This is a genomic window from Rhizobium sp. BK379 (assembly GCF_014193955.1).
Taxonomy (GTDB): Bacteria; Pseudomonadota; Alphaproteobacteria; order Rhizobiales; family Rhizobiaceae; genus Rhizobium.
The window spans coordinates 367,516-389,979 of the sequence record NZ_JACIAD010000006.1; the positions used below are offsets into that span (position 1 = coordinate 367,516).

The 22,464-nt window shown below is 61.0% G+C and carries 24 protein-coding genes; 15 read left to right on the plus strand and 9 right to left on the minus strand.

Going from position 1 to position 22,464, the window contains the following annotated elements; genetic code table 11:
* Positions 1–187 precede the first annotated feature (187 nt).
* Both FHT93_RS25640 and FHT93_RS25645 read left to right on the plus strand, forming a co-directional pair.
* The gene (locus FHT93_RS25640; RefSeq protein WP_112968998.1) at positions 188–1,279 is read left to right on the plus strand and encodes a glycosyltransferase family 4 protein; all 1,092 of its coding nucleotides are present in this window, start codon (positions 188–190) and stop codon (positions 1,277–1,279) included.
* Positions 1,269–2,036: a polysaccharide deacetylase family protein gene (locus FHT93_RS25645; protein ID WP_183850058.1), complete on the plus strand. Its 768-nt coding sequence runs from the start codon at positions 1,269–1,271 to the stop codon at positions 2,034–2,036. The genes FHT93_RS25640 and FHT93_RS25645 overlap by 11 nt, the downstream gene beginning before the upstream one ends.
* Here FHT93_RS25645 and FHT93_RS25650 read toward each other — a convergent pair.
* Entirely contained in the window at positions 2,018–2,848 is an 831-nt protein-coding gene (locus FHT93_RS25650) for an MBL fold metallo-hydrolase (RefSeq protein ID WP_112546157.1), read from the minus strand. The two genes, FHT93_RS25645 and FHT93_RS25650, sit on opposite strands and share 19 nt — an antisense overlap.
* A 507-nt stretch (positions 2,849–3,355) precedes the next feature.
* Between FHT93_RS25650 and FHT93_RS25655 the strand changes: the two genes are divergently transcribed.
* The 3 genes from FHT93_RS25655 to FHT93_RS25665 are packed head-to-tail and all read left to right on the plus strand — an operon-like array spanning position 3,356 to position 7,114.
* Complete coding sequence (locus FHT93_RS25655; RefSeq protein WP_183850060.1) at positions 3,356–4,471, plus strand: ABC transporter ATP-binding protein; 1,116 nt, start codon at positions 3,356–3,358, stop codon at positions 4,469–4,471.
* Positions 4,464–5,423 carry an ABC transporter substrate-binding protein gene (locus FHT93_RS25660; RefSeq protein ID WP_183850062.1) on the plus strand — a complete coding sequence of 320 codons (960 nt, stop codon included), beginning with the start codon at positions 4,464–4,466 and terminating at the stop codon, positions 5,421–5,423. Before FHT93_RS25655 ends, FHT93_RS25660 begins: the two co-directional genes overlap by 8 nt.
* Before the next feature lie 11 nt (positions 5,424–5,434).
* Positions 5,435–7,114, plus strand: coding sequence for an iron ABC transporter permease (locus FHT93_RS25665; protein ID WP_183850064.1), 1,680 nt, complete (start codon positions 5,435–5,437; stop codon positions 7,112–7,114).
* Positions 7,115–7,405: 291 nt separating this feature from the next.
* Here the strand turns inward: FHT93_RS25665 and FHT93_RS25670 are convergent, their stop codons facing one another.
* The 6 genes from FHT93_RS25670 to pcaD form a co-directional block, all read right to left on the minus strand.
* Entirely contained in the window at positions 7,406–8,173 is a 768-nt protein-coding gene (locus FHT93_RS25670) for an SDR family oxidoreductase (protein WP_183850066.1), read from the minus strand.
* 62 nt (positions 8,174–8,235) lie between these two features.
* Entirely contained in the window at positions 8,236–9,282 is a 1,047-nt protein-coding gene (locus FHT93_RS25675; protein WP_183850068.1) for a 3-carboxy-cis,cis-muconate cycloisomerase, read from the minus strand.
* Between the two features lie 108 nt (positions 9,283–9,390).
* Positions 9,391–10,002, minus strand: coding sequence for a protocatechuate 3,4-dioxygenase subunit alpha (pcaG, locus tag FHT93_RS25680; RefSeq protein ID WP_183850070.1), 612 nt, complete (start codon positions 10,000–10,002; stop codon positions 9,391–9,393).
* A 1-nt stretch (position 10,003) separates the two neighbouring features.
* A complete protein-coding gene (gene pcaH, locus FHT93_RS25685) occupies positions 10,004–10,753 on the minus strand; it encodes a protocatechuate 3,4-dioxygenase subunit beta (protein WP_183850072.1) in 750 nt (249 codons plus the stop codon).
* Between the two features lie 10 nt (positions 10,754–10,763).
* Positions 10,764–11,162 carry a 4-carboxymuconolactone decarboxylase gene (pcaC, locus tag FHT93_RS25690; protein WP_183850075.1) on the minus strand — a complete coding sequence of 133 codons (399 nt, stop codon included), beginning with the start codon at positions 11,160–11,162 and terminating at the stop codon, positions 10,764–10,766.
* Positions 11,159–11,962, minus strand: a complete 804-nt coding sequence (pcaD, locus tag FHT93_RS25695) for a 3-oxoadipate enol-lactonase (RefSeq protein WP_183850077.1) — start codon at positions 11,960–11,962, stop codon at positions 11,159–11,161. The genes pcaC and pcaD overlap by 4 nt, the downstream gene beginning before the upstream one ends.
* 93 nt (positions 11,963–12,055) lie before the next feature.
* On the opposite strand from pcaD, the gene pcaQ reads away from it, so the two are divergent.
* From pcaQ to FHT93_RS25720, 5 genes are all read left to right on the plus strand, one after another.
* Complete coding sequence (gene pcaQ, locus FHT93_RS25700) at positions 12,056–12,994, plus strand: pca operon transcription factor PcaQ (RefSeq protein ID WP_183850079.1); 939 nt, start codon at positions 12,056–12,058, stop codon at positions 12,992–12,994.
* Between the two features lie 64 nt (positions 12,995–13,058).
* Positions 13,059–13,952 carry an NAD(P)-dependent oxidoreductase gene (locus FHT93_RS25705; RefSeq protein ID WP_112546167.1) on the plus strand — a complete coding sequence of 298 codons (894 nt, stop codon included), beginning with the start codon at positions 13,059–13,061 and terminating at the stop codon, positions 13,950–13,952.
* 81 nt (positions 13,953–14,033) lie between these two features.
* Positions 14,034–14,711: a response regulator transcription factor gene (locus FHT93_RS25710; protein ID WP_112546168.1), complete on the plus strand. Its 678-nt coding sequence runs from the start codon at positions 14,034–14,036 to the stop codon at positions 14,709–14,711.
* Positions 14,708–16,078, plus strand: coding sequence for a HAMP domain-containing sensor histidine kinase (locus tag FHT93_RS25715; RefSeq protein WP_113202149.1), 1,371 nt, complete (start codon positions 14,708–14,710; stop codon positions 16,076–16,078). The genes FHT93_RS25710 and FHT93_RS25715 overlap by 4 nt, the downstream gene beginning before the upstream one ends.
* 85 nt (positions 16,079–16,163) lie before the next feature.
* Complete coding sequence (locus tag FHT93_RS25720; protein ID WP_113202234.1) at positions 16,164–16,733, plus strand: rRNA adenine N-6-methyltransferase family protein; 570 nt, start codon at positions 16,164–16,166, stop codon at positions 16,731–16,733.
* A gap of 78 nt (positions 16,734–16,811) precedes the next feature.
* On the opposite strand, the gene FHT93_RS25725 is transcribed toward FHT93_RS25720, so the two are convergent.
* Positions 16,812–17,567, minus strand: a complete 756-nt coding sequence (locus tag FHT93_RS25725; RefSeq protein WP_113202148.1) for an IclR family transcriptional regulator — start codon at positions 17,565–17,567, stop codon at positions 16,812–16,814.
* 72 nt (positions 17,568–17,639) lie between these two features.
* Positions 17,640–18,551, minus strand: coding sequence for an acetamidase/formamidase family protein (locus FHT93_RS25730; RefSeq protein WP_113145226.1), 912 nt, complete (start codon positions 18,549–18,551; stop codon positions 17,640–17,642).
* A 154-nt stretch (positions 18,552–18,705) separates the two neighbouring features.
* Here FHT93_RS25730 and FHT93_RS25735 point away from each other — a divergent pair, with 154 nt between their 5' ends.
* From FHT93_RS25735 to pcaF, 5 genes are all read left to right on the plus strand, one after another.
* Positions 18,706–19,128 carry a YbaN family protein gene (locus FHT93_RS25735; RefSeq protein ID WP_112546172.1) on the plus strand — a complete coding sequence of 141 codons (423 nt, stop codon included), beginning with the start codon at positions 18,706–18,708 and terminating at the stop codon, positions 19,126–19,128.
* 148 nt (positions 19,129–19,276) lie between these two features.
* The gene (locus FHT93_RS25740) at positions 19,277–19,483 is read left to right on the plus strand and encodes a hypothetical protein (protein ID WP_113114490.1); all 207 of its coding nucleotides are present in this window, start codon (positions 19,277–19,279) and stop codon (positions 19,481–19,483) included.
* 368 nt (positions 19,484–19,851) lie between these two features.
* A complete protein-coding gene (locus FHT93_RS25745; RefSeq protein WP_183850081.1) occupies positions 19,852–20,559 on the plus strand; it encodes a 3-oxoacid CoA-transferase subunit A in 708 nt (235 codons plus the stop codon).
* Positions 20,556–21,245 (plus strand): CoA transferase subunit B, encoded by a 690-nt coding sequence (locus tag FHT93_RS25750; protein WP_113210120.1) that lies wholly within the window; start codon positions 20,556–20,558, stop codon positions 21,243–21,245. The genes FHT93_RS25745 and FHT93_RS25750 overlap by 4 nt, the downstream gene beginning before the upstream one ends.
* 10 nt (positions 21,246–21,255) lie before the next feature.
* A complete protein-coding gene (gene pcaF / locus FHT93_RS25755) occupies positions 21,256–22,458 on the plus strand; it encodes a 3-oxoadipyl-CoA thiolase (RefSeq protein ID WP_183850083.1) in 1,203 nt (400 codons plus the stop codon).
* Positions 22,459–22,464 lie beyond the last annotated feature (6 nt).

Consider the following 22,464-nt stretch of genomic DNA (forward strand, 5'->3'; position numbering starts at 1 on the left):
CCTGTTCTTGAAGCTCAAATCGCAAATGCACTAGAGAAGACGAAAAAGGGCGGAATTATCGTCTCGTCTAATCACGATCGCTTCGGTATGCCTGCCTGTATCGTTCAAGGATAGTGACAATAGCGGAAATTTTCGCTTACGGCGTGAGCGCCGATTGGAAACACACTGTCATACGCGGAGTGTCGCGATGAGGATCGCTTTCTACGCGCCGATGAAATCGCCTGATCATCCGGTGCCGTCAGGTGACCGCTTGATGGCGCAGCTGTTGATCCGGGCGCTGGAAATGGCCGGGCATTCAGTCGAGGTCGTGTCTCAATTCCGCATCCATGCCGGCACGCCGGAAGCGGCGGCCGAAGCGCTACCGAGGGCCGGGGAGGAGCTCCAGCGGCTTCGGCACAAATGGCGGGACGAGCCGAAGCCGGAACTCTGGTTCTGCTATCATCCTTATTACAAGTCCCCCGATCTCTTCGGGCCGGCGATCGCTGCGGAATTCACCATTCCCTATGTGACCGCCGAAGCCTCCTATTCGCGCAAGCGCGACGCGATGGGCTGGGCATTGTTTCAGAAGCCGGTCGGCGAGGCGATCCGTCAGGCGGCGGTCAATATCGCCTTTACCGAACGCGACCGGAAAGGATTGGAAGACGTCTTTCCCGAAGCGCGTATTGCCGGAGTAAAACCTTTCATCGACACAGTGCTCTTCGAAGCGGCAACGCCTGCTCCCGTTCCGCAACGCTTGGCGAGCGTGGCGATGATGCGGGCCGGTGACAAGATGGAGAGCTACACGATGCTAGCTGCGGCACTGCGCAAGATCGAGGATCGGCCCTGGACGCTCGGCATCATTGGCGACGGTCCGTTAAGAGCTGAGGTGGAGGCGCTGTTTGCGGGCTTTGCCCCCGGTCGTATCGACTGGCTCGGCCAGAGGGAGCCGGAAGAGATAGCCGACCTGCTTTCGAAGAGCGGCATCTATGTCTGGCCGGGCTGCGGTGAAGCCTATGGACTTGCCTATCTCGAAGCGCAGGCAGCGGGGCTTCCTGTCGTGGCGCAGGAAACTGCGGGCGTGCCCGCCGTCGTGGAGGCCGATGTGACCGGGCTATTGACGCCTGCTGGCGATGTGGAAGCCTACGCGCGCGCCGTTGCCGGACTGCTGGATGACCGGACGCGCCGTGACGCCATGGCAGCTGCCGCCCGACGCTTTGTTATCGAAGAGCGTTCGCTTTCCGGCGCATCACATGAACTGGATTTGATCCTCAACCATGCAGGAGCAGCACATGATCGATAGCACCCTCCGCGAGCCGTTGTATCGGGAGCTGGAGCGCTGGCGCGACGCTGGCCGCGTCGCACGGCTCTGGCTGCGGGATGACGATGCGATCGAGCCGACGGCGGCGCTCGAGCGACTGCTTGGAGAGACGAGAAACTACAGCATCCCCCTCACGCTCGCTGTCGTTCCGGCCTTTACCGGCATGCCACTCGCTCAGAGGCTTGCGGATGAGGCACATGTCAGCGTGGCAGTTCACGGCTGGGCCCATCACAATCATTCCGGACCTGACGACAAGAAGCAGGAACTCGGCGGATCACGGCTGGAAGAAACCATCCTCGGCGAGCTCTACGAAGGTTTCCTGAAGCTGAGGGATCTCTACCCCGCGCGCTTCCTGACGATGCTGGTTCCGCCCTGGAACCGGATAGACAAGGGTCTCATTCCCAAACTGCCGGCGCTTGGCTTCGAATCCCTTTCCACTTACGGACGCGCCAAGGGAGAAAGTCCGATCGCCATCGTCAACTCCCATGTCGATCTCATGGACTGGCACGGCACCCGCGGCGGGCGGCCGATCGCAGAGTTGATCGGCGAACTGGTCGCGGAGCTGCAGGATCGGTTCGAGGGCGGCAACGAGCCCATCGGCGTGCTTGCACATCATCTGGTGCATGACGCGGCCGCCTGGGATTTCCTCGGCGAACTTTTCGAGGCGACGGCAGTCCATCCCGCGGTGGAATGGGTCTCTGCCACCGCACTCGTGCGGGATCAGATGTCGACGACCTGATTGTCGCGGGCAGCGAAGGCGCCGGCAAAGGCGGCCTGCGCCTCGCTTTCCATGACGGCAAGCTGCTCATCGGTGCGCGAAGGCGCATGATGGAATAGGGCGAAGCGCTTAGCGCCCGCCATCTTTGCAAGTTCAGTGCCGTGCTGCCACGTGGAGTGGCCGAAGCCCTTGAAGCGCTGCATCTCGTCTTCATTGTAGGTGCAGTCGTAGACCACGAGATCGGCGTCCTTCATCATCTCGAGCGCCACCGGATCGTAGGTGCCCGGAATGTGCTCGATGTCGTAGATCAGCGACACTATGCGGCCCTTCCAGTTGATGCGATATCCGATCGCGCCGCCTGGATGGTTCAGCATGTAGGTCTGCATTTCGACGCCTGCATGCGGCGTCAGCGTCTGGCCCGCATGGAAATCGCGGAAGTTCATCGTCGCCTGGCAAATATCGGTCTTTACGGGAAACCAGGGCGGGCTGATGAACTGCTCGACCATCTCGCGCGTGCTCATCTTGCCGTCCAGATGGCCGGACCAGATGTTGACGTTGATCGAAGGGTAGTAGATCGCCTTGAAGAAGGGCAGGCCGATGATGTGATCGTAATGGCAGTGGCTGAAGAAGAGATCGACATCGCGGACTTCGTCAGCAATGAGCGAGAGGCCGGCCTCGCGCAGTCCAGAGCCCGCGTCGAACAGCATCCGGTGCTCGCCGCAGCGAATTTCAATGCAGGAGGTGTTGCCTCCATATCGGTCGAATTCCGGGCCTGACACGGGGATGCTTCCCCGAACGCCCCAAAATTTCACCTGAAACAGATCGTTACTCATTTTCCTTCAAACCAGCTTTCCCGCTTCGTCATCGTAATCACCATCGATCCCGATGCGAAGCTGCAGAATTCCACGGGTTTGCCTATATCCCCTCGCACTCTTCTAACGGCTAGCCGAAGAAGAAGTAGATTTTCCTAAGCAATCGGCTTTTGGCTCAGAATGCAAGCCGGTATGGTTCGTTTTCGGTAAACGTCCCGGCACATGCGAGGTTGCGACATCTCCCGCGGATCATGCATCTTAAATGGTTGCGTGCGACCGAAAATGCAAATTCGTTGCTTTTGGGCGTGCTGAAGCCGCGAAACGGCATGAAAAAAACTGCGTTGAAGATGGCCGGTGGCAAAGCGCGGTTACGGGAGGGCTGCGTTCTAATCGTGGATCCCGCATGAATCGCCAACTCCTCTTGTTCAAAAGGTATTGTCACAAAACTGAAATATATCTGTCGCATAGCTGTCATCCGGGGTGCCTAAATGTCGCCATACTTTCTTTAAAGCGACATTTGGTCTTCCCATGAACGCCCCTTCAATTCGATTGTCCTCTGCCGTTGCCGCGGCGGGTCTGGAATTGAGCTACGGGCCGACGCAGATCCTCAAAGGCATTGATTTTAGCCTGGAAAAGGGCAAGACGCTGGCGCTGCTCGGGCCTTCGGGCTGCGGCAAGACTACGCTCTTGCGGCTGGTCGCCGGGCTGCTTGTGCCGACCAGGGGTTCCGTTTCAATTGCCGGCACGACAGTTGCCGACGGTTCAACCGGTGCCTTCGTTCCGCCGGAGCGGCGCGGGCTTGGCATGGTCTTTCAGGACTATGCGCTCTGGCCGCATCTGACGGTCGGCGGCAATGTTTCTTTTCCGTTGGAAATGCGTGGCATCGGGAAAGCCGAGCGTCACGAGAGGACGATGCGGTCACTCGAGCGCGTCGGGCTTGCTGCCTACGCAGACAGGCGACCGAGCGATCTTTCCGGCGGCCAGCAACAGCGCGTGGCAATTGCGCGCGCCATCGTGGCCGAACCGCAGCTCATCCTTTTCGACGAACCGCTTTCCAATCTTGATCGCGAACTGCGCGAAAACATGGTCGGTGAACTTGCCGAACTCATCTCCACGCTCGGCCTGACGGCAATCTATGTGACGCATGATCATAGCGAGGCACTGACGCTTGCCGATGAGGTCGCAGTCATGCGCTCCGGCCTGATCGAGCAGCTGGCGTCGCCCGATGATCTGATCGAGCGTCCGGCAACGCCCGAGGTCGCCGACTTCCTGCGGCTTGGCTGCCTTGCGGATATCGAGCGGCGCGGTACGGCCTGGTATTTCAAGGGTAGCGATATTGTCCTGACCGAGGCTGCGGGCATCGCCGGCAACAGCGCCCGCGTGTTGCTCCCGGTCGCCTCCATCTCGGCCGGCAAAGTCTCTGCTGATCGCCTTGCCGCCACTGTGCTGCGCTCGCAGTTTCGCGGCGACGGGCACCTGGCGAGCGTTTCGCTCTCCGGCCTGCCCGGCCTGGAATTACAGGTGCTTAGCCGCATGAAGCTTCGTGCCGGCGAGGTAATCGGCCTTGAGATCGACGCCGCACAGATCCGCTGGTTTCAGCGGGAAATAGACCAATCCATAGAGGAGAAATTGGAACATGTTTAAGTCATTGAAGAGCATCACTTTTGGCGTTGTCGCCGTAGCCCTTATGGCCGGCGTCGCCCATGCCGATGTCACCGTTTACACCGCTGGCCCTCAGAGCCTGATCGACAAGCTGTCGGCCGGCTTTATCAAGCAGACCGGCGTCAAGGTCAATGTTTTCCAGGCAACGACCGGAAAGGTCATGGCGCGTATCGAAGCCGAAGCCGCTAACCCGGTTGTCGACGTCGTCATCTCGGCTTCCTGGGATACGGCAAACGACTTCGCCAAGCGCGGCTGGCTTGTCAACTATGCAAGCCCGAACGCTGCCAAGGTGCCGGACTTCCTGAAGTCCGAAGGCGCTGTTGCACAGGGCATCTCGGCTCTCGGCATCGTTTGGAACACCAAGAGCGGCACGCCGAAGCCGTCCGAATGGGCTGACCTCGCAAAGCCGGAATACAAGGATCTCGTCAACATCCCGGACCCTGCGCAGTCCGGTTCGTCCTTCGAGCTGACTGCGGCCCTCGCCGGCCAGGACGACTGGAAGCTCTTCAAGGCTCTGCAGGCTAACGGCGCCATCATTGCCGGTGCAAATGCCGATGCCCTGAACCCGGTTCTGCAGGGCGCAAAGGCCGTCGTCTTCGGCGCCGTCGACTACATTGCTCTTGCCGCCCAGAAGAAGGGCGAGAATATCGAAGTCGTGTTCCCGAAGTCCGGTACGGTCATCGCACCGCGCCCGGCCATGATCATGAACTGGTCGAAGAACCAGGACGACGCCAAGAAGTTCATCGACTACATGCTCTCCGACGAAGGTCAGGCGCTTGTTGCCGGCGAAATGCTGATGCCGTCGCGCACCGACATTGCCGCCAGCCGTCCGCTGATCGGCGACCTGACGCTCCTGAAGTATGACACGGCTGCTGTCTACGGCAAGCGCAAGGAAACGCTGAAGGCCTTCGCTGATCTCTACGGCGCCAAGTAAGGTCTGAACGAATGAGGGGAAACGGCATCGGCGGCACGGCTCCGGCCGCCTGGCTTGCAACAGCGGGTCTGGTTCTCGTCGTCGCCGTTCCCTTCATTGCGGTGGTGCTGCAAGGGATCTTCCCCGAACTCGGACAGGGCTCGTTTGCGAGCCCTTTCTCCTCTCTCTATGCGACCCTCGCCGACAGTTCGCTGATCCGCATGGGCGGCAATACCATCCTGCTCGGCGTTTGCGTGGTGTTCGCCTCGGCACTGGTTGCCGTACCGCTCGGTGTTTTCCGCGCTCTCTACAGGATTCCATTCGCGCCTCTCTGGGACGTGCTCTTGCTTGTGCCCTTCATGATCCCGCCTTATATTGCGACACTCGGCTGGATCATGACCCTGCAGCCGCGCGGTTATCTGCAGCAGCTTGCAGGCTTCAATCTGGCGCCCTTCCTGTTTTCGATTTTCGGCATGACGCTGGTCATGGCCTTCAACACTTTCCCCGTCGTCTATTTTGCAGTGTCGCGCACGGTCGAAGCCGTCGGCGCACGTTACGCTGATGTCGGCCGTGTCTTCGGCGCTTCGCCGGCACGTGCCTTCTGGCGCATCACGCTGCCCCTCTCGGCCCCAGGCCTGACCGCGAGCCTGATGCTGGTCTTCGCCGCCGCGATCGAGGAATACGGCACGCCGGCAGCGCTCGGCCGGCGCGCCGGTTTTCAGGTACTGGTAACCGGAATCGACCTTCGCGTCACCGACTGGCCGATCGATCTGCCGGGCGCGGCCATCCTGTCGCTCGTGCTGGTCGCCATGTCGCTGATCACCTTCCTCCTGCAGCGCTGGATCCTCGCGCGCCGCTCGTATCAGACGGTCGGCGGCAAGCCGACGGCGAAGGACAAGCGTCCACTTGGCGCGCTGAAAGCGCCCGTGATGATCGCGTTCACGGCCGTCGCCTTCCTTGCAACCGGTGTGCCGTTGCTGGCCATCCTCGCGACAGCGTTGGCACGGACCATCTCAGGCGGTCTCGCTTTCGACAATGTCAGCCTCGACAATTTCATGGCGGTCTTCGGCAATAGCGCCGGCGCCGTCACGGCACTGATCAACAGCTTCTCGCTCGGCATCGGTACGGCGCTGATAACGGGCCTGATCGGTGTGACGGCCGCCTATACCGTGGTGAAGACGAAGATTTCAGGCCGCTTGGCGATCGACGTGATGACCATCCTGCCGAATGCCCTGCCGGGTATCGTCGTTGCTGTCGGCCTCATCCTCGCCTGGAATATGCCGGGCCTGCCGTTTACCCCCTATAATACCGCTTTCATTCTGCTTCTTGCCTATTGCTGCATCCTGCTGCCACAGCCTGTTCGCTACACCACGGCCGCCTTCCAGCAGATCGGCGACAATCTGGAGGCAGCAGCCCGCGTCTGCGGTGCCAGCGGCGTCACAGCCTTCCGCCGCATTCTGCTGCCGCTCGTCTTTCCGAGCCTTGCTTCCTCGATGCTGCTCGTGTTTGCGCTTGCCTCGCGTGAGCTGGTTGCTTCCGTCGTCGTGGCACCGGTTGGCATGCAGACGATCGCGACCTTCATCTGGCGCCAGTTCGAGCAGGGCTCCATCGGCCTCGGCATGGCGATGGCTTTCATCGCCATCTGCATCACGACATTGCTGCCGTTGATTCTGATGGGGCTGATGCGGCGTGGTAATATGGTCGCCGATTGAGGCGTCCTCTAAATTGAAATGCTCTTGTTTCCCGCCGAGATTGCTGAGATAATTTCTTCAGGCAATCTTTGGAGTAAACATGTCTCCAGTCACGGAGATCCTTATAGGCCTCTCGGCCGTTTCCGTCCTGATCGTCGCATTTGCCGTATTCTTGTCTTGGAACCCTCCATGGTGGAGTCGTCTTCGTTTTCGAAGGCGTTTCGTTCGTGGCCAAGCCGAAGGCGGCATCGAGGTGAGTTTTGATCTCGATGATGGAGGCGATGGTGGTGGCGACGGAGGAGGCGACTAACCTCAGAGCGATGCCGTAATCCCACCATCCACCATCAGCATATGGCCGTTGACGAAGGACGACGCGTCCGACGCCAGGAAGACGGCCGCACCTACCAACTCTTCCACGTTGCCCCACCGGCCAGCTGGCGTACGCGTCTCGAGCCAGGCGGAAAACTTCAGATCGTCCACAAGCGCCTGGTTGAGCGGCGTCTTGAAATAGCCTGGCGCGATGGCGTTGACCTGCAGGCCATGCTTTGCCCAGTCCGTCGCCATGCCGCGGGTCAGGTTGCGAACAGCGCCCTTGGTTGCGGTATAGGGTGCGATATTCGGGCGGGCGAGTTCCGCCTGCACCGAGGCTATGTTGATGATTTTGCCGCGGCCGCGGCTGATCATCGCCTGTGCTACTGGCTGGCTGACATAGAAGATGCTGGAAACATTGGTTCGGAACAGTTCGTCCCACTTTTCGACCGGAAATTCCTCCAGCGGCGTCCGAAACTGCATGCCGGCATTGTTGATCAGGATATCGATCGGACCGATCTCCGCCTCGATATAAGCAATGGCGGTTCTGCTGGCCTCGGCATCCGTCACATCGAAAGCGGCGCTGACGGCGTGGCGTTTCCTTTCGCGGATCGTCTCGGCAGCCGCCTCCGCCTTCTGGGCGTTTCGGCCATTGATGATGACGGAGGCTCCATGCTCGGCAAGGCCGAGCGCCAGTGCATAGCCGATGCCCTGGCTGGAACCTGTCACCAGCGCACGGCGGCCGGAAAGATCGAAGAGCGGAAAGGTCACGGGATCACTCCTGAATTCAACACCCCTGCATAGCCGGTTTTACAGCCTTGACGCAAAGACGATCAGCTTGTCCCTAGACGTTTGATGTTACCAACGAGTTCCGTTGCAAGCCGCAGTGACGCGGCAGTCGCCATGACCATCTGTGGGAGGACCAGCCATTCAAGTGTCCAGGCCGCGCCTGAGCGTTCCTGCTCATGAACGAGCGCATGGTGGATGGCCGAAAGCTGCGTCGCATTAAAGCGGGCAAGTGCCACCAGCGTTTCGGCGGCGACCGGATTCTGTTTGTGCGCCATTGCCGAGGAGGCGCCGCCGCCCGCAAGCTCGATTTCGCCGCCAGCTTCGGCAAGCAATGCGATGTCCTGACCGAATTTCCCGAGGCTGCCTGAAATCAGCGAATAGAGATTGGCGAGATCTGCGATGCGGGCACGCTGGCTCTGCCATTGCGGTTCGTCTGATAGCCCCAGTTCCTGCGCCAGCGAACTGCGCACGGCGGCGGCTTCGTCGCCGAGTTTTTCGAGCGTACCGGCCGCACCGCCGAACTGGACCGGGAACACCTGCTCCGTCAGCCGATCGCGGTAGGTCTCCAGCGGGACCCGCCAGGCGGCGATACGGTCGGCGGCGGCGATGGGAATGGCGGCCTGCATGCGCGTATGGCCCATCAGGCGATTGGTGCCGAATTGTCGTTCGAGTGCGTCCATTCCACTGACGATGGCATGCAGACGCCCACCAAAGAGGAAGGTCACGGATTTCAGCCGCAGCATCAGGCTGGTATCGATGACATCCTGGCTGGTGGCGCCGAAATGCACATGCTCGGCGGCCTCGCCACCGACTGCTTTCCTGAGTTGCCGGACGAGATCGGGAATGGCGACGCCGTCCTTCGCTGTCGCCGCCTTCAGGCTGGCAATATCAGGCGTTAAAACGGCACAGGCCTCGCGGATCCTTCGGGCCGCCTCGGCCGGGATGATGCCATGCACCGCTTCAGCGCGCGCAAGTGCCGCCTCGAAAGACAGCATTGCCCTGACATCAGCGTCGGCTGAGAAATAGGTTGCAATTTCAGCGTCGCCGAGCAGGTCGGACAGGAAGGGATGGTCGAAGGGGGAGGTGGTCATGGAACGTCCCGTTTCATTGCAATCCTCTTCTGCCAGCCAGTGCCGTCTCCACTGGAGAGGAAAGGGTGAGGGGACGCTACTTGCACGGAGCCTTGCTCGCAAGCCGGCTCAGATGTCCAGGAACACCGTCTCCTTTGGTCCCTGCAGATAGATATCGAAGCTGAGCTTGGCATCGTCGCGGGTGGCGATCAGCGTAGCTACGCGCTCGCGGTGTTCGATCCGGGATAGGATCGGATCGCCGGCATTGGCTTCCTGCTCCTCCGGAAAATACATGCGTGTATGCAGGCCAATATTGATGCCGCGAGCGACGATCCAGAAGGTGATGTGCGGCGCCATCTTGCGGCCGTCCTTGAAGGGAACCTTGCCGGGCTTGATGGTCTCGAAACTGTAGACGCCGTCTTCTGCGCGGGTAGGGCAGCGGCCCCAGCCGGTGAAATTTGGGTCGGCCGTGCCGCGGAGTTCCGACGGGCTGTTATAGAGGCCGGCGCTGTCTGCCTGCCAGATCTCGATGACGGCATCGCGAACGAGGGCGCCGGCGCCGTCAAAGATACGGCCGCTGACGGTGATGCGATCGCCGAGCGTCTTGTCATTGACCATCTGCGTGCCGAGGTCGGTATCATAGACGCCGGTGATGTCGCAGAAATTCGGCGTCAGGCCGATATGCACATAGGGGCCGGCGGTCTGGGACGGGGTTTCCTTGAGATAGCCGAGTTCCTGCATGTCAGTTCCCCTCCAGCTTGTTTTCGAACATGGTCGAGCGACGGCCGCGCAGCACGATATCGAACTTGTAGGCGCGGCTGTCCATCGGGATCGTGTTACCCCAGTCGAGCGGGGCAATGAGCTGCTCGATAGCCGCCTTGTCGGGGATGGTGCCGACGATTGGACATTTCCAGATCATCGGGTCACCCTCGAAATACATCTGAGTAATCAGGCGCTGCGAGAAGCCGTGGCCGAAGATCGAGAAATGGATATGGGCCGGGCGCCAGTCGTTGACACCGTTCGGCCAGGGATAGGCGCCGGGTCGTACGGTGCGGAAGAAATAGCGGCCTTCCTCGTCGGTGACAAACCGACCGCAGCCGCCGAAATTCGGGTCGATGGCGGCGAGATAGGTTTCCTTCTTGTGGCGGTAGCGGCCGCCGGCATTGGCCTGCCAGAACTCTACGAGAACGCCCGATTGCGGACGGCCGCGCTCATCGAGTACGCGACCGTGGACGATGATACGTTCGCCGATCGCGCTTTCGCCGGGTCGCGCGAAATTGTGGATCAGGTCGTTATCCATCTCGCCGATCATCGACTGGCCGAAGACAGGACCCGTGATCTCAGAAATCGTGCCATCAAGCGATAGCAGCGCGCGCTGCGGTGAGCGCAGAACGGATGTCTTGTAGCCCGGCGTATAGGCCGGCGAATGCCAGGCGCGGTCACGAGCGAAGAAAGCTCCGGTTTCTGGCTTGCGGTTCGGTAAGTCCGACATTCTGTCTCCCTCAGGCCACCTTGCCGGCGTCCATCTGCTCGAAAACCTGTTTGGCGATCTTAATCGCGTGATTGGCGGCCGGCACGCCGGCATAGATTGCCACATGCAGCAGCGCCTCGCGAATATCCTCCCGGGAGGCGCCGGTATTGACGGTAGCGCGCACATGCATCGCCACTTCGTCGTCCTGGCCGAGCGCGGCAAGCAGCGCGATCGTGATCATCGAGCGCTCACGCTTCGTCAGTTCAGGCCGCGACCAGACGTGACCCCAGGCCGCTTCGGTGATCAGTTCCTGGAACGGCCTGTCGAATTCGGTCGAAGCCGCCTGGGCGCGATCGACATGGGCATCGCCGAGAACGGAGCGACGGGTCGCCATTCCCTGTTGATAGCGTTCGGACGCGGTCTCGCTCATGGGCTCTTTTCTCCAATCGATGAGAGGAAGGCGCGGATGATCGCCGTCAGCGCTTCCGGCTGCTCGACCGGCGGAATATGGGCGCAGTCCTTGATGACTTCGTAGCGTGCGTCGGGGATCAGCCTGGCGGTGGACAGCACCAGATCCGGCGGCGTCGAGCCATCCTGATCGCCGACGACACAGACGGTCGGCACCTTGATCTTGGCTGCCGCCTCGGTGAAATCGGCGTCGCGGATCGCCGCGCAGGTCGCGTTATAACCTTCCACCGGCTGGCGGATCAGCATGTTGCAATAGCCGGCATAGGCGATGTTTTCCGGCCGGCGGAAAGCCGGCGTGAACCAGCGCTCCATGACCATGTCGACGATGCTCGCAATGCCGTTCTGCTCGACGGCGGCGATGCGGTTGTTCCAGCTTTCGGTCGTGCCGATCTTGTGGGCGGTGTCGCAGAGGATGAGCGCCTTCACCAGATCCGGACGACGCTGATAGAGCGACTGGGCAATCAGGCCACCAACCGAAAGGCCGCAGATAACGGCATCCTTGACCGACAGAAGATCGAGCAGGCCGGCAAGATCGGTCGCATGGTCCTCCATGGAATAGGGCACCTGGCCGACATCGGAAAGACCGTGGCCGCGCATGTCATAGAGGATGATGGCAAAGTCGCCGGCAAGACGCACGATCACATCGCGCCAGATCCGGAAGTCCGTGCCGAGCGAATTGGCAAACACGATGACCGGCCTGTCAGCCGGCGCACCGATGAGCTGGTAGTGGATCGTTACGTCGTTGATACTGGCGAATTGCACTTTAAATCTCCTCCCCACCCAATTTGATGAGTTGATCCGGTTAAGTAAAATGATATTTTTCGGCTTTTCGATAACCTATGAGTTATGAAAAATATGATCGATAGTCGTATCAAGTTTCGCCATCTGCAGACCTTTGTCGAGGTGGCGCGGCAGAAAAGCGTCATGAAGGCGGCTGAACTCCTGCATGTCAGCCAGCCGGCGGTGACGAAGGCGATTCGCGAACTCGAGCTGGCACTTGGCGTCAGTGTTTTCGAGCGTGACGGACGCGGGATCCGGATCACGCGTTATGGCGAGGTCTTTCTGCGCCATGCCGGTGCTGCGCTGACAGCATTGCGGCAAGGGCTTGATTCCGTCTCGCAGGAGCAGTTCGGCGATGCTCCGCCAATCCGCATCGGCGCGCTGCCGACAGTCTCGACGCGCATCATGCCCCGGGCAATGGATCTGTTCTTGAAGGAAAATACCTGGAGCCGGGTGAAGATCGTCACCGGTGACAATACGGTGCTCCTTGAGCAGCTGCGTGTCGGCGATCTCGATCTCGTCGTCGGTCGTCTCGCGGGAGCAGAGAGGATGGCCGGCTTCTCGTTCGAGCATCTTTATTCCGAGCAAGTGGTCTTTGCCGTGCGCACCGGCCATCCGCTGCTTGGCGCCGGCAAATCGTTCTTCGCCGAACTCGGCCGCTATACGCTTCTCATGCCGACCCGCGGTTCGATCATCAGGCCGGTGGTCGAAAATTTCCTGATCGCCAATGGTGTCGCCAGCCTGCCGAGCCAGATCGAGACTGTTTCCGATGCCTTCGGCCGCGCTTTCGTGCGCGATAGCGACGCAATCTGGATCATTTCCAACGGCGTGGTTGCGCGGGATTTTGCCGACGGCGTGCTTGTCGCCTTGCCGGTCGATACGAGCGAGACGAAGGGTCCCGTTGGATTGACGGTGCGTACCGATTCCGTCCCCTCGCTGCCGCTGTCGATCCTCATGCAGACGATCCGTGAGGCAGCGCTGGAAATTTCGGGGCAGCCCGCACCTGCGCACTAACCTTCAAGACAACTGCCGCCGTTGTTCGTAGACTTCGCTCCTGGCTATCCGAGGAGACGGCAAAATGAAAACAGGCTTCATCGGTCTCGGCGTGATGGGTACGCCGATGGCGCTCAATCTCGCGCGGGCAGGTACCGATCTCATCGTCTGGAATCGTTCACCGGAAAGCGCTGACACGCTACGGACAGCGGGCGCCGAAGTGGCCGCGGATGTCGACGAAGTGTTTACGACAGCCCGGACCGTCATCCTGATGCTTGCAACGGCAGCGGTGATCGACACGGTTCTCGGGCGCGGTACACCAGGTTTTGTCGAACGGGTAGCCGGACATGTCGTCATCCATATGGGGACCACCGCGCCCGAATATTCGAAAGCGCTCGAGGCGGATATTCGTGCCGCCGGCGGCCATTATGTCGAGGCGCCTGTTTCAGGCTCGCGCCGGCCGGCGGAGGAAGGCCAGCTTGTGGTCATGCTTGCGGGAGATGCGGACGTCGTCGAAGAGGTTCGTCCGCTTTTGAAGCCCATGTGCAGGGAAACGGTTGTCTGCGGCGCCGTGCCGAATGCGCTCCTGATGAAGCTTGCCGTCAATATATTTCTGATCACGACGGTCACGGGGCTTGCCGAAGCGGCGCACTTTGCCGCCCGACAGGGATTGGACATGGGGCTTTTCAAAGCTGTCGTCGATGCCGGCCAGATGGCGAGCGGCATATCGCGGATCAAGAGCGGCAAGCTGGTGGAGCGGGACTTCTCAGTGCAGGCGGCGATCTCCGACGCGCTGAAAAACAATCGTCTGGTCGCCGAAGCGGCTCGGCATGCGGGCATTGCTTCGCCGCTGCTCGATGCTTGCCATGCCCTCTACGCGGAAACCGAAAGCCTGGGTTTCGGGCGTGAGGATATGGCGGCCGTCATCCGCGCGCTTGAAGCGCGAACCGAGGCAATCAGCCTGCCTTTCGGGGATTGACGCCACACCGCTCTGGCCTTTCGCGTCATGCTGACGCAATCTTGTCTGTGCACAGAGCGGCTTTTGAAGTTGGACGGTTAAATGCGCGTCTTGCTGGCGGAAGATGAACCGGAAATGGCTGCCGTGCTGGTGGCGGCGCTCCGCAACAACAATATCATCACGGACCACGTTTCCACGATCGAAGCGGCTGAAGAGGCCGTACGGCTGAACAGCTATGATGCCCTGCTGCTTGACCGCAGCCTGCCTGACGGCGACGGGCTGGAGCTGATCGCCGACGCGCGCCGCATCCAGCCGGCCGTTCCCGTCATCATGCTGACGGCGCGCGGCGATCTGAAGGACCGGATAGAAGGTCTCGATCTCGGTGCTGACGACTATCTCGCCAAACCCTTCGCCGTCGAGGAGTTGATGGCGCGTTTGCGCGCTATTCTGCGCCGTCCGGGCAATATCGAGATCGAGAGCCTGTGCCTCGGCCGGCTGCATTTCGACCTGCGCAACCGCGAGGCGCGCGTCGGCGAGACGGCGCTCGAACTGCCTCGCCGCGAATTGCTGGTGCTGGAAGCGCTGATGCGCCGGGCTGGGCGCACGGTGGAGCGCTCAAGCCTCGAGGAAGCGGTCTATGGCATGGATGACGAGATCCAGTCCAACGCGCTCGATGCGCATGTCTCGCGCGTGCGCCGCAAGCTCGATGCTGCGGGCGCCGGTGTCGAGATCCATACGATCCGCGGCGTCGGTTACTTGATCCGGCAGGCCCGGCCATGAAGAAGATGAAGTTCTATTCGCTGAAATGGAGGCTGATCCGCCGGCTGGTGGCGCTGCAGGCCGCGACATTGGTACTGATCGCGATTGCCTTTGCCTTCGTCTTCTGGATTTCAGGCATGAGTGGCATCTTCGCACCCGATGAACATGCAATCGATGCCGTTTCGGAATCGATTGCCTGGAACGCCGACGGTTCGATGCGTATCACCAACACCGACGATCTGGGTTACCAGCGCGACAAGGCGGCCGACTTCTGGTTTCTGGTGCGCGATCAGCAGGGTCGCATGGTCAGCGAAGGCAATGTGCCGGCGCAATATCTCGCCATCGCCGCGTCGGGTAGCGATATCGCGGAAGCCCGTTTCAATGGGGACGAGGACAATCCAGCGACGATTGCCGCACGCCTGCAAAAAATAAAGACGGATCACGGCGATCTGCTCGTCATCGTCGGCCGACAGGGCAGCCTTTCGGCCGGCAAACTGCTGGTTGTCTTCATGGCGATCGCTTCCGGTATCGTGCTGCCGGTGATTTTGCTGACGGGCCTGATAACATTGGCGGTCACACCCTTCGTGGCGCGCGGCATCCACCGCGGATTGAGCGAGGTGGCGCAGGCGGCACAGGGCATCGACGGGACGACACGCGGCTACCGTTTGCCGCTGGAAAACGTGCCGGAAGAGGTTGCACCGCTGGTGATCGCCATGAACGAGACGCTGCAACGGCTCGACGATGACCATAACAAGCAGCGGCGCTTCATGCTGGCCGCCGCGCATGAGCTGCGCACGCCGATCGCCATCCTGCAGAACCGGCTGGAAACCATGCCACCAACGGAGGCGACCAACCGGCTGCTGGAAGATGTCGCCCGCCTTTCGACGCTGGCCCAGCAGTTGCTCGACCTGCAGCGGCTCAATCAGGAGCCGGTGCCGGATTGTTCCATCGACCTTGCGACGGTCGCCCGCCGGCAGGCCGCGGAACTTGCGCCACTGATCATCGCCGCCGGCTATCAGGCAAATTTCGAGTTGCGCTCGATGCCGGAACGCATCCTCGGTGATGAGACTGCGCTGGAGCGGGCGATCGCCAACCTGGTTCAGAACGCCATCCAGCATGGCGGCAGGAGCGGTACCATCACCATCGCCGTAGAGCGCCCGGCACAGATTTCCGTCAGTGATGAAGGCCCAGGTATCGCGCCCGAGGACCGGGAGCGGATCTTCGAACCCTTCCAGCGTGCGAACGGTCGCAGCCAGGGCATCGGCCTCGGCCTCCACCTCGTGCGCGAGATCGTCAAAATACATCGCGGGCGGGTATGGGTATCGGATGCGACCGGCGGCGGAGCCGCCTTCAACATGAGCTTCGAGCCGACGGTGCAGAGCGCCTAAAACTTTCGGTGATGCGGACAAACGTCATGCTCGCATCATTTGAAAGGAGAATATCGGCGTCGATCAATCGATGCTGGAGACCCGCATGCAACAGCCGCCGTTGGCCGCCTTCTTTAGTGCGCTTCTCGCCGAGCCCAGGAAAATCGGCGCGATCGTGCCCTCGGGAGGGCGGCTGGCACGGTTGATGACCAGTGAGATCGAACCTTCGGCGGGCAGGGTGCTGGAGCTTGGCCCGGGGACCGGGGTCTTCACCGCGGCGCTTCTGAAGCGCGGCCTGCCGGCACGAGACCTGACACTGGTGGAACTCGAAACCCGCTTCATCGCTCCGTTGCAGCAGCGTTTTCCTGAGGTGACCGTACTCCAGCGCGACGCGCGCGAGCTCGCGGCCTGCAAGGCAGAACTTGGACTGCAGGCGGCAATCGTCAGCGGACTGCCCTTTCGCAATATGCCCCCGGAGATCATCCGCGCCATTGTCGGCGGCAGTTTCGGACTGCTGGACCGTGGTGGCGCCTTCTACCAGTTCACCTACGGCCGTGCCTGCTCCGTCCCATCAGACGTGCTCGAGGAGTTCGGGTTGCAGGCGGAGAGGCTCGGCCGGGTACGCCTGAATATCCCGCCAGCCAGCGTTTTTCGCATTTCGCGCCGCCTGGATTGACGGACACGGTTTTGCTGGACTTCGTTGATTTCAACCGGCTGGCTGCTACCAGCATTTCTAAAACGTTTGCGATATGCGCTAGCGCAGCACGGTGCGCAGGGTCGCCTGGGTTTCCCTTAGCCGCGGCAGGTAGCGCGCGACCATCTCGGACGCCGGCACATGGGCGGCCGGTGCGCCGATGTTGATGGCGGCCACGGTCTGACCGCGATCGTTTTCGACCGGTACGGCAATGGAGCAGAGGCCGATCTCAAGCTCCTGGTCGATGAGAGCATAGCCCTGTGCGCGAACCTTGCGGAACTCGGCCACCAGTTCCACAGGATCAGTCTTCGTGTTCGGCGTGTTCGCCTTCAACTCGCTTCGGGAAAGAACTGCCCGTGCCTCGGCTTCAGGGAGGGCTGCAAGCAAGACACGGCCCATCGAAGCGCAATAGGCGGGAAGACGGCTGCCGGGCGTCAGGTTGATCGACATGACGCGGCGCTGCGAGGCACGGGCGATATAGACGATATCGGTGCCGTCGAGTACCGATGCGGACGCGCTTTGGCCGGCCTTCTCGGAGAGCGCATCGAGATGCGGCTGAATGAGCACCGGCAGCGGCGTTGCCTCCAGATAGGCATGCCCCAGCCGCAGGATTTTCGGCGTCAGCGTGAAGAACTTGCCGTCGTAATCGGCATAACCGAGATCGGCAAGCGTCAGTAGCGAGCGACGCACCGTGGCGCGATCGAGGCCGGTTAGCTTCGCTGCATCCGTGATCGAAAGCCGGCGATGCATTTCGCCAAAGGCTTCGATCACCTTGAGGCCGCGGGCGAAGCCGCTGACGAAATCACTTTCCCGCATGGGCTTGTGTGGCTCCTTCCCGACAGCTTGGAAGTGTGGCTTCGCGGGATTGATGATCGGATGGATTATGGATCAGCGTACCGGGAGCCATTTCTTCGCTATCCGGCAGGCGACTGTATAGGCGGGGTCGAAGACGTTGCCTATATCGTAGCGGACCACCTGGCCGAGCAGATGACTGGCTGCCACCTTCGACAGGCCGTAATCCGCTACGAGCAGATTCAGCATTTCGGTCGTCGCATGCTGCAAAGCCTGATCCAGCGGCCTGGCGTTGCCGATGGCGATGATATCATCGGCAATTTCGGCTCTCGGCCAGGATATCGGCCTTTGTTTTTCGACGGTGAGACGGACTGTCACCTCAAACGTCGTCTCGACGCCGGTACCGACGATTTCGCCATCACCCTGAACGGCGTGGCAGTCGCCGAGAAAGAACAATGCGCCTGATACCGAGATCGGGAACCAGATCGTCGCGCCCGGACCGAGCAGGCGATAATCCATGTTCCCGCCATAGGCGCCGCTGGTAGCCGTCGAGATCGCCTGGCCGTGGCTTGGTGCCACGCCAAAGCAGCCGATCATCGGCGAGAGCGGCAGAACCAGCTTTTCGATGCCGGCAACCGGTTCCTTCAGTTGGACGGTCATCGCGCGTCGATCGATATGCCAGAGTGTCTTTTCGGATCTCGGAAGATCACGAACCGCCTCAGGGTCGATGACATTTGCCGCCAGAACACTGCGCGTGAAGCCCATGTCCCTCGTCGGTTTCATGTCCAGAATTTCGACCTTGAGGCTATCTCCGGGCTCGGCGCCTTCGACGAAAATTGGCCCGTTCATGGGGTTTGGACCGTGCGCTCGCTGAACCTCGTTCTCGTCGTAGCCCCAGGCATCGAGCGTGCGGGTGACGACCGTGTCACCGCTCGCGATCGTCAAAGCCGGAGGCAAGGTTCCAAGAACGTTGTAAAAGGCAGTTGCGACGAAATCGTGGGTCGTCATGGTAGAGTTCCGCTCGGATGTCTGGGGTGTTCTCTGAAGATGGTTCGATGAACTTACGCGTCAGCCGGGCGACCGTCGACGGCAAATTATGCTAACGCGGGTGGATTGTTGAATATGGCGACGGAAGATGGTGGTCTGACGGGGAGTATGTGAATTGAGTTCTACGCCAGGCCCATCGCGCAGCCCGCTGCAGCGGGCCGTCTATCTTTGCCTTGGTCTTGTGATGGTCGGCCTTGGCATTATCGGCGCCATCCTTCCACTTATGCCGACAACGATTTTCCTGATCCTGGCAGCATGGTTTTTCAGCCGGTCCTCACCGCGTCTGGAGGCCTATCTGATGAATAGCCGATTTGGCGGCCCATTGCGCGACTGGCGCGAAAACGGCGCGATTTCCCGTAAATCCAAGATGTTGGCGTTGACAGGGATGTCGGTTGGATACGCGGTATTCCTGATCGCGTCGAAGCCGTCGGTTTTCCTCGCGATCGCCGTCGGTGCATCGATCCTGGCTAGCGCTGCTTACGTCGTCTCGCGGCCGAGTTCGACCGAGCCCAACCGGCCGAAGGAAAGCGACGTCTGATCAGTTTTGCCGGCAAGAGGCACTTTACAAGGGACGCAAACTCAAATTATACGGCCCGCTCACTATTGCTCCCACACCCCAGCATTCCCATCTGAGCGCCATGCCAAAAACTCATAAGCACAAGTTCCTTCGGGAACAGTATCGACGCATGCTTTCGTCCGACCACCATATCGATCCACGCTGGCGCGACAGTTTCGACGCCTTCCTGACGGATATCGACCACCTGGCACCCAACACCGGAAGCCGCCGAATTATTGGTCGCAGGAACCTCAAACTCGGCTTTGTGCCCGGAAATGTCGAGTGGCATTGGGAAAGCACGACGCTGCCTGCGTCGCGGGAAAGCCGAGGACGCTAGGCCAGACAAAGCGACACGGTTGAAACAATCCGGCCAGAGTTCCAACATCTAGGCAGTCCGGTGTCAGCGCAACCGTGTCTTCGTCTTCTTGAATATTCTCTCTGCGGCCGCGCTTAGGCCCGCCTTGCTGACGATTTGACTTCATAGAGTATTGGCTTGCTATGACATCCGGTGGATGGCTCCCGGCCATGGGCACGCACCACTTTCTGCGTAACCCGTCGCTTACGCACATCTACGTGCCGTGCCTTGTGCGATATGCGAACAAATATCAAATAACGCACAAAAGCCTTGCGGATGGAGCGGCTCTCGCCTTATCCCTATCCTCAGGGAGGCACGAGGCGGCCTCATCCGGCAAGGAGAAATCCCGCATGGACAAGACAATCAGGAGCGCGGCGGAAGCCGTCTCCGAAATCGGCGATGGCGCCACCGTCATGATCGGTGGTTTCGGCGGCTCCGGCGCGCCGATCGAACTCATTCACGCCCTGATCGACAGGGGACCGAAGGGCCTTACGGTCATCAACAACAATGCCGGTAATGGCCGGATCGGCATCGCCGCCATGATCGATGCAGGCATGGTGCGGAAGATGATTTGCTCCTTTCCGCGCTCATCCGACCCGCGTGCCTTCACCGACAGGTACCTTGCCGGGCAAATCGAACTGGAGCTGGTGCCGCAGGGCACGCTCGCCGAGCGCATCCGCGCCGGCGGGGCTGGCATTCCGGCTTTCTACACTCCAACGGGCTACGGGACGGAGCTTGCAGACGGCAAGGTCATCGCCGAGTTCGATGGCCGCCATTATGTGCAGGAGCGCTGGCTGAAGGCCGATTTCGCGATCGTCAAGGCGCAGGTCGGCGATGTCCACGGCAACCTGACCTACAACAAGGCAGGCCGCAACTTTAACCCGCTGATGTGCATGGCCGCTGCCAAGACGATCGCGCAGGTCTCGACCATCGTGCCGGCCGGCGGGATCGATCCCGAGCATGTCGTCACACCCGGCATCTTTGTCGACCGCCTCGTCCAGATCGCCAATCCGCAACAGGAAGAAGAGCTCATTCGAGCCGGGGTGGCCTACATATGACCGTCGACACCAGAGAAGATATCAAGCTCTCCAACGCCCAGATCGCCTGGCGGGCGGCGCAGGACATCGCCGATGGCGCCTATGTGAACCTCGGCATTGGCTTTCCGGAAATGGTTGCCCGCTATCAGCCGCCGGGCCGGCAGGCGATCTTCCATACGGAAAACGGCATTCTCAATTTCGGCGAGGCGCCACCTTCAGGTGACGAGGACTGGGACCTTATCAATGCCGGCAAGAAGGCGGTGACGCTAAAGCCGGGCGCGGCCTTCTTCCACCATGCCGACAGCTTTGCGATGGTGCGCGGCGGTCATCTCGATGTTGCGATCCTCGGCGCCTATCAGGTCGCTCAAAACGGCGACCTCGCCAACTGGCGCGTTGGGGCCAAGGGCGTGCCGGCAGTTGGCGGCGCCATGGATCTGGTGCACGGCGCCAAGCAGGTCTGCGTCATCACCGAACACGTCACCAAGAACGGCGAGCCGAAGCTGGTCGATAAATGCAGTTTCCCGCTGACGGGAGTGGCTTGCATCACCCGCATTTATACGAGCCACGCCGTCATCGACATCAAGGACGGACGTTTCGTGCTGCGCGAAAAACTTGCCGGCATGTCCGTCGAAGAACTGCAGGCCATGACTGGCGCGCAGCTTCATATCGAGGGGCCGGTTGCCGACCTCGTCGTTCCCGAACTTTGAGGACAAGTCCATGACCGAAGCCTTTATCTGCGATTATATCCGCACGCCGATCGGCCGTTATGGCGGCTCGCTTTCCTCCGTGCGCGCCGATGATCTCGGCGCCGTTCCGCTGAAGGCACTGATGGCGAAGAATGCATCGGTCGACTGGGAGGCGGTCGACGACGTCATCTTCGGCTGCGCCAATCAGGCGGGCGAGGATAACAGAAACGTTGCGCGCATGTCGCTGCTTCTCGCCGGTCTGCCGGTATCTGTGCCGGGCACGACGATCAACAGGCTCTGCGGGTCGGGCATGGATGCCGTCATTACCGCAGCGCGTGCCGTCCGATCAGGCGAGGCCGAACTGATGATCGCCGGCGGCGTGGAGAGCATGTCACGCGCGCCTTTCGTGATGCCGAAGGCGGATACTGCTTTTTCGCGTGCTGCCGAAATCCACGACACGACGATCGGCTGGCGGTTCGTCAATCCCTTGATGAAGAAGCAGTATGGCGTCGATTCCATGCCGGAAACCGGCGAGAACGTTGCCGAGGATTACAAGGTGAGCCGTGAGGACCAGGACGCTTTCGCCGTGCGCTCGCAGGGAAAGGCCGCGGCCGCACAGGCAAGCGGCAGGCTTGCCAGGGAAATCACTCCGGTGACCATCCCGCAGCGAAAAGGCGATCCGATCATCGTGGCGAAGGACGAGCATCCGCGTGCGACCAGCATGGAAGCGCTCGCCAAGTTGCCGACGCCTTTCCGTCAGGGCGGCTCCGTGACGGCCGGGAATGCCTCCGGCGTCAATGACGGGGCCGCGGCCCTCGTCATCGCGTCGGAAGCCGCGGCCAGGAAATATGGCTTGACGCCGATTGCCCGTATTCTCGGCGGTGCGGCCGGAGCCGTTCCGCCGCGTGTCATGGGCGTCGGCCCGGTGCCGGCTTCGCGCAAGCTGATGGCACGTCTCGGCCTGAAGCCGGAACAGTTCGATGTGATCGAACTCAACGAGGCCTTTGCAAGCCAGGGCCTCGCCGTGCTTCGTGAACTCGGGATTGCCGATGACGATCAGCGTGTGAACCGCAATGGCGGGGCAATTGCGCTTGGCCATCCGCTCGGCATGTCCGGTGCCCGTATCACTGGTACGGCAGCCTTGGAACTTGGCGAAACCGGCGGCCGCTATTCGCTGTCGACCATGTGCATCGGCGTTGGCCAGGGCATTGCCGTGGCGCTTGAGCGGATTTGAATCCGC

Excerpts from the sequence above, each read along its gene's own strand:
- FHT93_RS25745 (WP_183850081.1), top strand. The coding sequence starts at position 19,852 with ATGGACAAGACAATCAGGAGCGCGGCGGAAGCCGTCTCCGAAATCGGC.
- FHT93_RS25640 (WP_112968998.1), top strand. The coding sequence starts at position 188 with ATGAGGATCGCTTTCTACGCGCCGATGAAATCGCCTGATCATCCGGTG.
- pcaQ (WP_183850079.1), top strand. The coding sequence starts at position 12,056 with ATGATCGATAGTCGTATCAAGTTTCGCCATCTGCAGACCTTTGTCGAG.
- FHT93_RS25675 (WP_183850068.1), bottom strand. The coding sequence starts at position 9,282 with ATGACCACCTCCCCCTTCGACCATCCCTTCCTGTCCGACCTGCTCGGC.
- FHT93_RS25720 (WP_113202234.1), top strand. The coding sequence starts at position 16,164 with ATGCAACAGCCGCCGTTGGCCGCCTTCTTTAGTGCGCTTCTCGCCGAG.
- FHT93_RS25740 (WP_113114490.1), top strand. The coding sequence starts at position 19,277 with ATGCTTTCGTCCGACCACCATATCGATCCACGCTGGCGCGACAGTTTC.
- FHT93_RS25730 (WP_113145226.1), bottom strand. The coding sequence starts at position 18,551 with ATGACGACCCACGATTTCGTCGCAACTGCCTTTTACAACGTTCTTGGA.
- FHT93_RS25725 (WP_113202148.1), bottom strand. The coding sequence starts at position 17,567 with ATGCGGGAAAGTGATTTCGTCAGCGGCTTCGCCCGCGGCCTCAAGGTG.
- pcaC (WP_183850075.1), bottom strand. The coding sequence starts at position 11,162 with ATGAGCGAGACCGCGTCCGAACGCTATCAACAGGGAATGGCGACCCGT.
- FHT93_RS25710 (WP_112546168.1), top strand. The coding sequence starts at position 14,034 with ATGCGCGTCTTGCTGGCGGAAGATGAACCGGAAATGGCTGCCGTGCTG.
- FHT93_RS25750 (WP_113210120.1), top strand. The coding sequence starts at position 20,556 with ATGACCGTCGACACCAGAGAAGATATCAAGCTCTCCAACGCCCAGATC.
- pcaF (WP_183850083.1), top strand. The coding sequence starts at position 21,256 with ATGACCGAAGCCTTTATCTGCGATTATATCCGCACGCCGATCGGCCGT.
- FHT93_RS25715 (WP_113202149.1), top strand. The coding sequence starts at position 14,708 with ATGAAGAAGATGAAGTTCTATTCGCTGAAATGGAGGCTGATCCGCCGG.
- FHT93_RS25645 (WP_183850058.1), top strand. The coding sequence starts at position 1,269 with ATGATCGATAGCACCCTCCGCGAGCCGTTGTATCGGGAGCTGGAGCGC.
- FHT93_RS25665 (WP_183850064.1), top strand. The coding sequence starts at position 5,435 with ATGAGGGGAAACGGCATCGGCGGCACGGCTCCGGCCGCCTGGCTTGCA.
- FHT93_RS25705 (WP_112546167.1), top strand. The coding sequence starts at position 13,059 with ATGAAAACAGGCTTCATCGGTCTCGGCGTGATGGGTACGCCGATGGCG.
- pcaG (WP_183850070.1), bottom strand. The coding sequence starts at position 10,002 with ATGCAGGAACTCGGCTATCTCAAGGAAACCCCGTCCCAGACCGCCGGC.
- FHT93_RS25660 (WP_183850062.1), top strand. The coding sequence starts at position 4,464 with ATGTTTAAGTCATTGAAGAGCATCACTTTTGGCGTTGTCGCCGTAGCC.
- FHT93_RS25650 (WP_112546157.1), bottom strand. The coding sequence starts at position 2,848 with ATGAGTAACGATCTGTTTCAGGTGAAATTTTGGGGCGTTCGGGGAAGC.
- pcaH (WP_183850072.1), bottom strand. The coding sequence starts at position 10,753 with ATGTCGGACTTACCGAACCGCAAGCCAGAAACCGGAGCTTTCTTCGCT.
- FHT93_RS25655 (WP_183850060.1), top strand. The coding sequence starts at position 3,356 with ATGAACGCCCCTTCAATTCGATTGTCCTCTGCCGTTGCCGCGGCGGGT.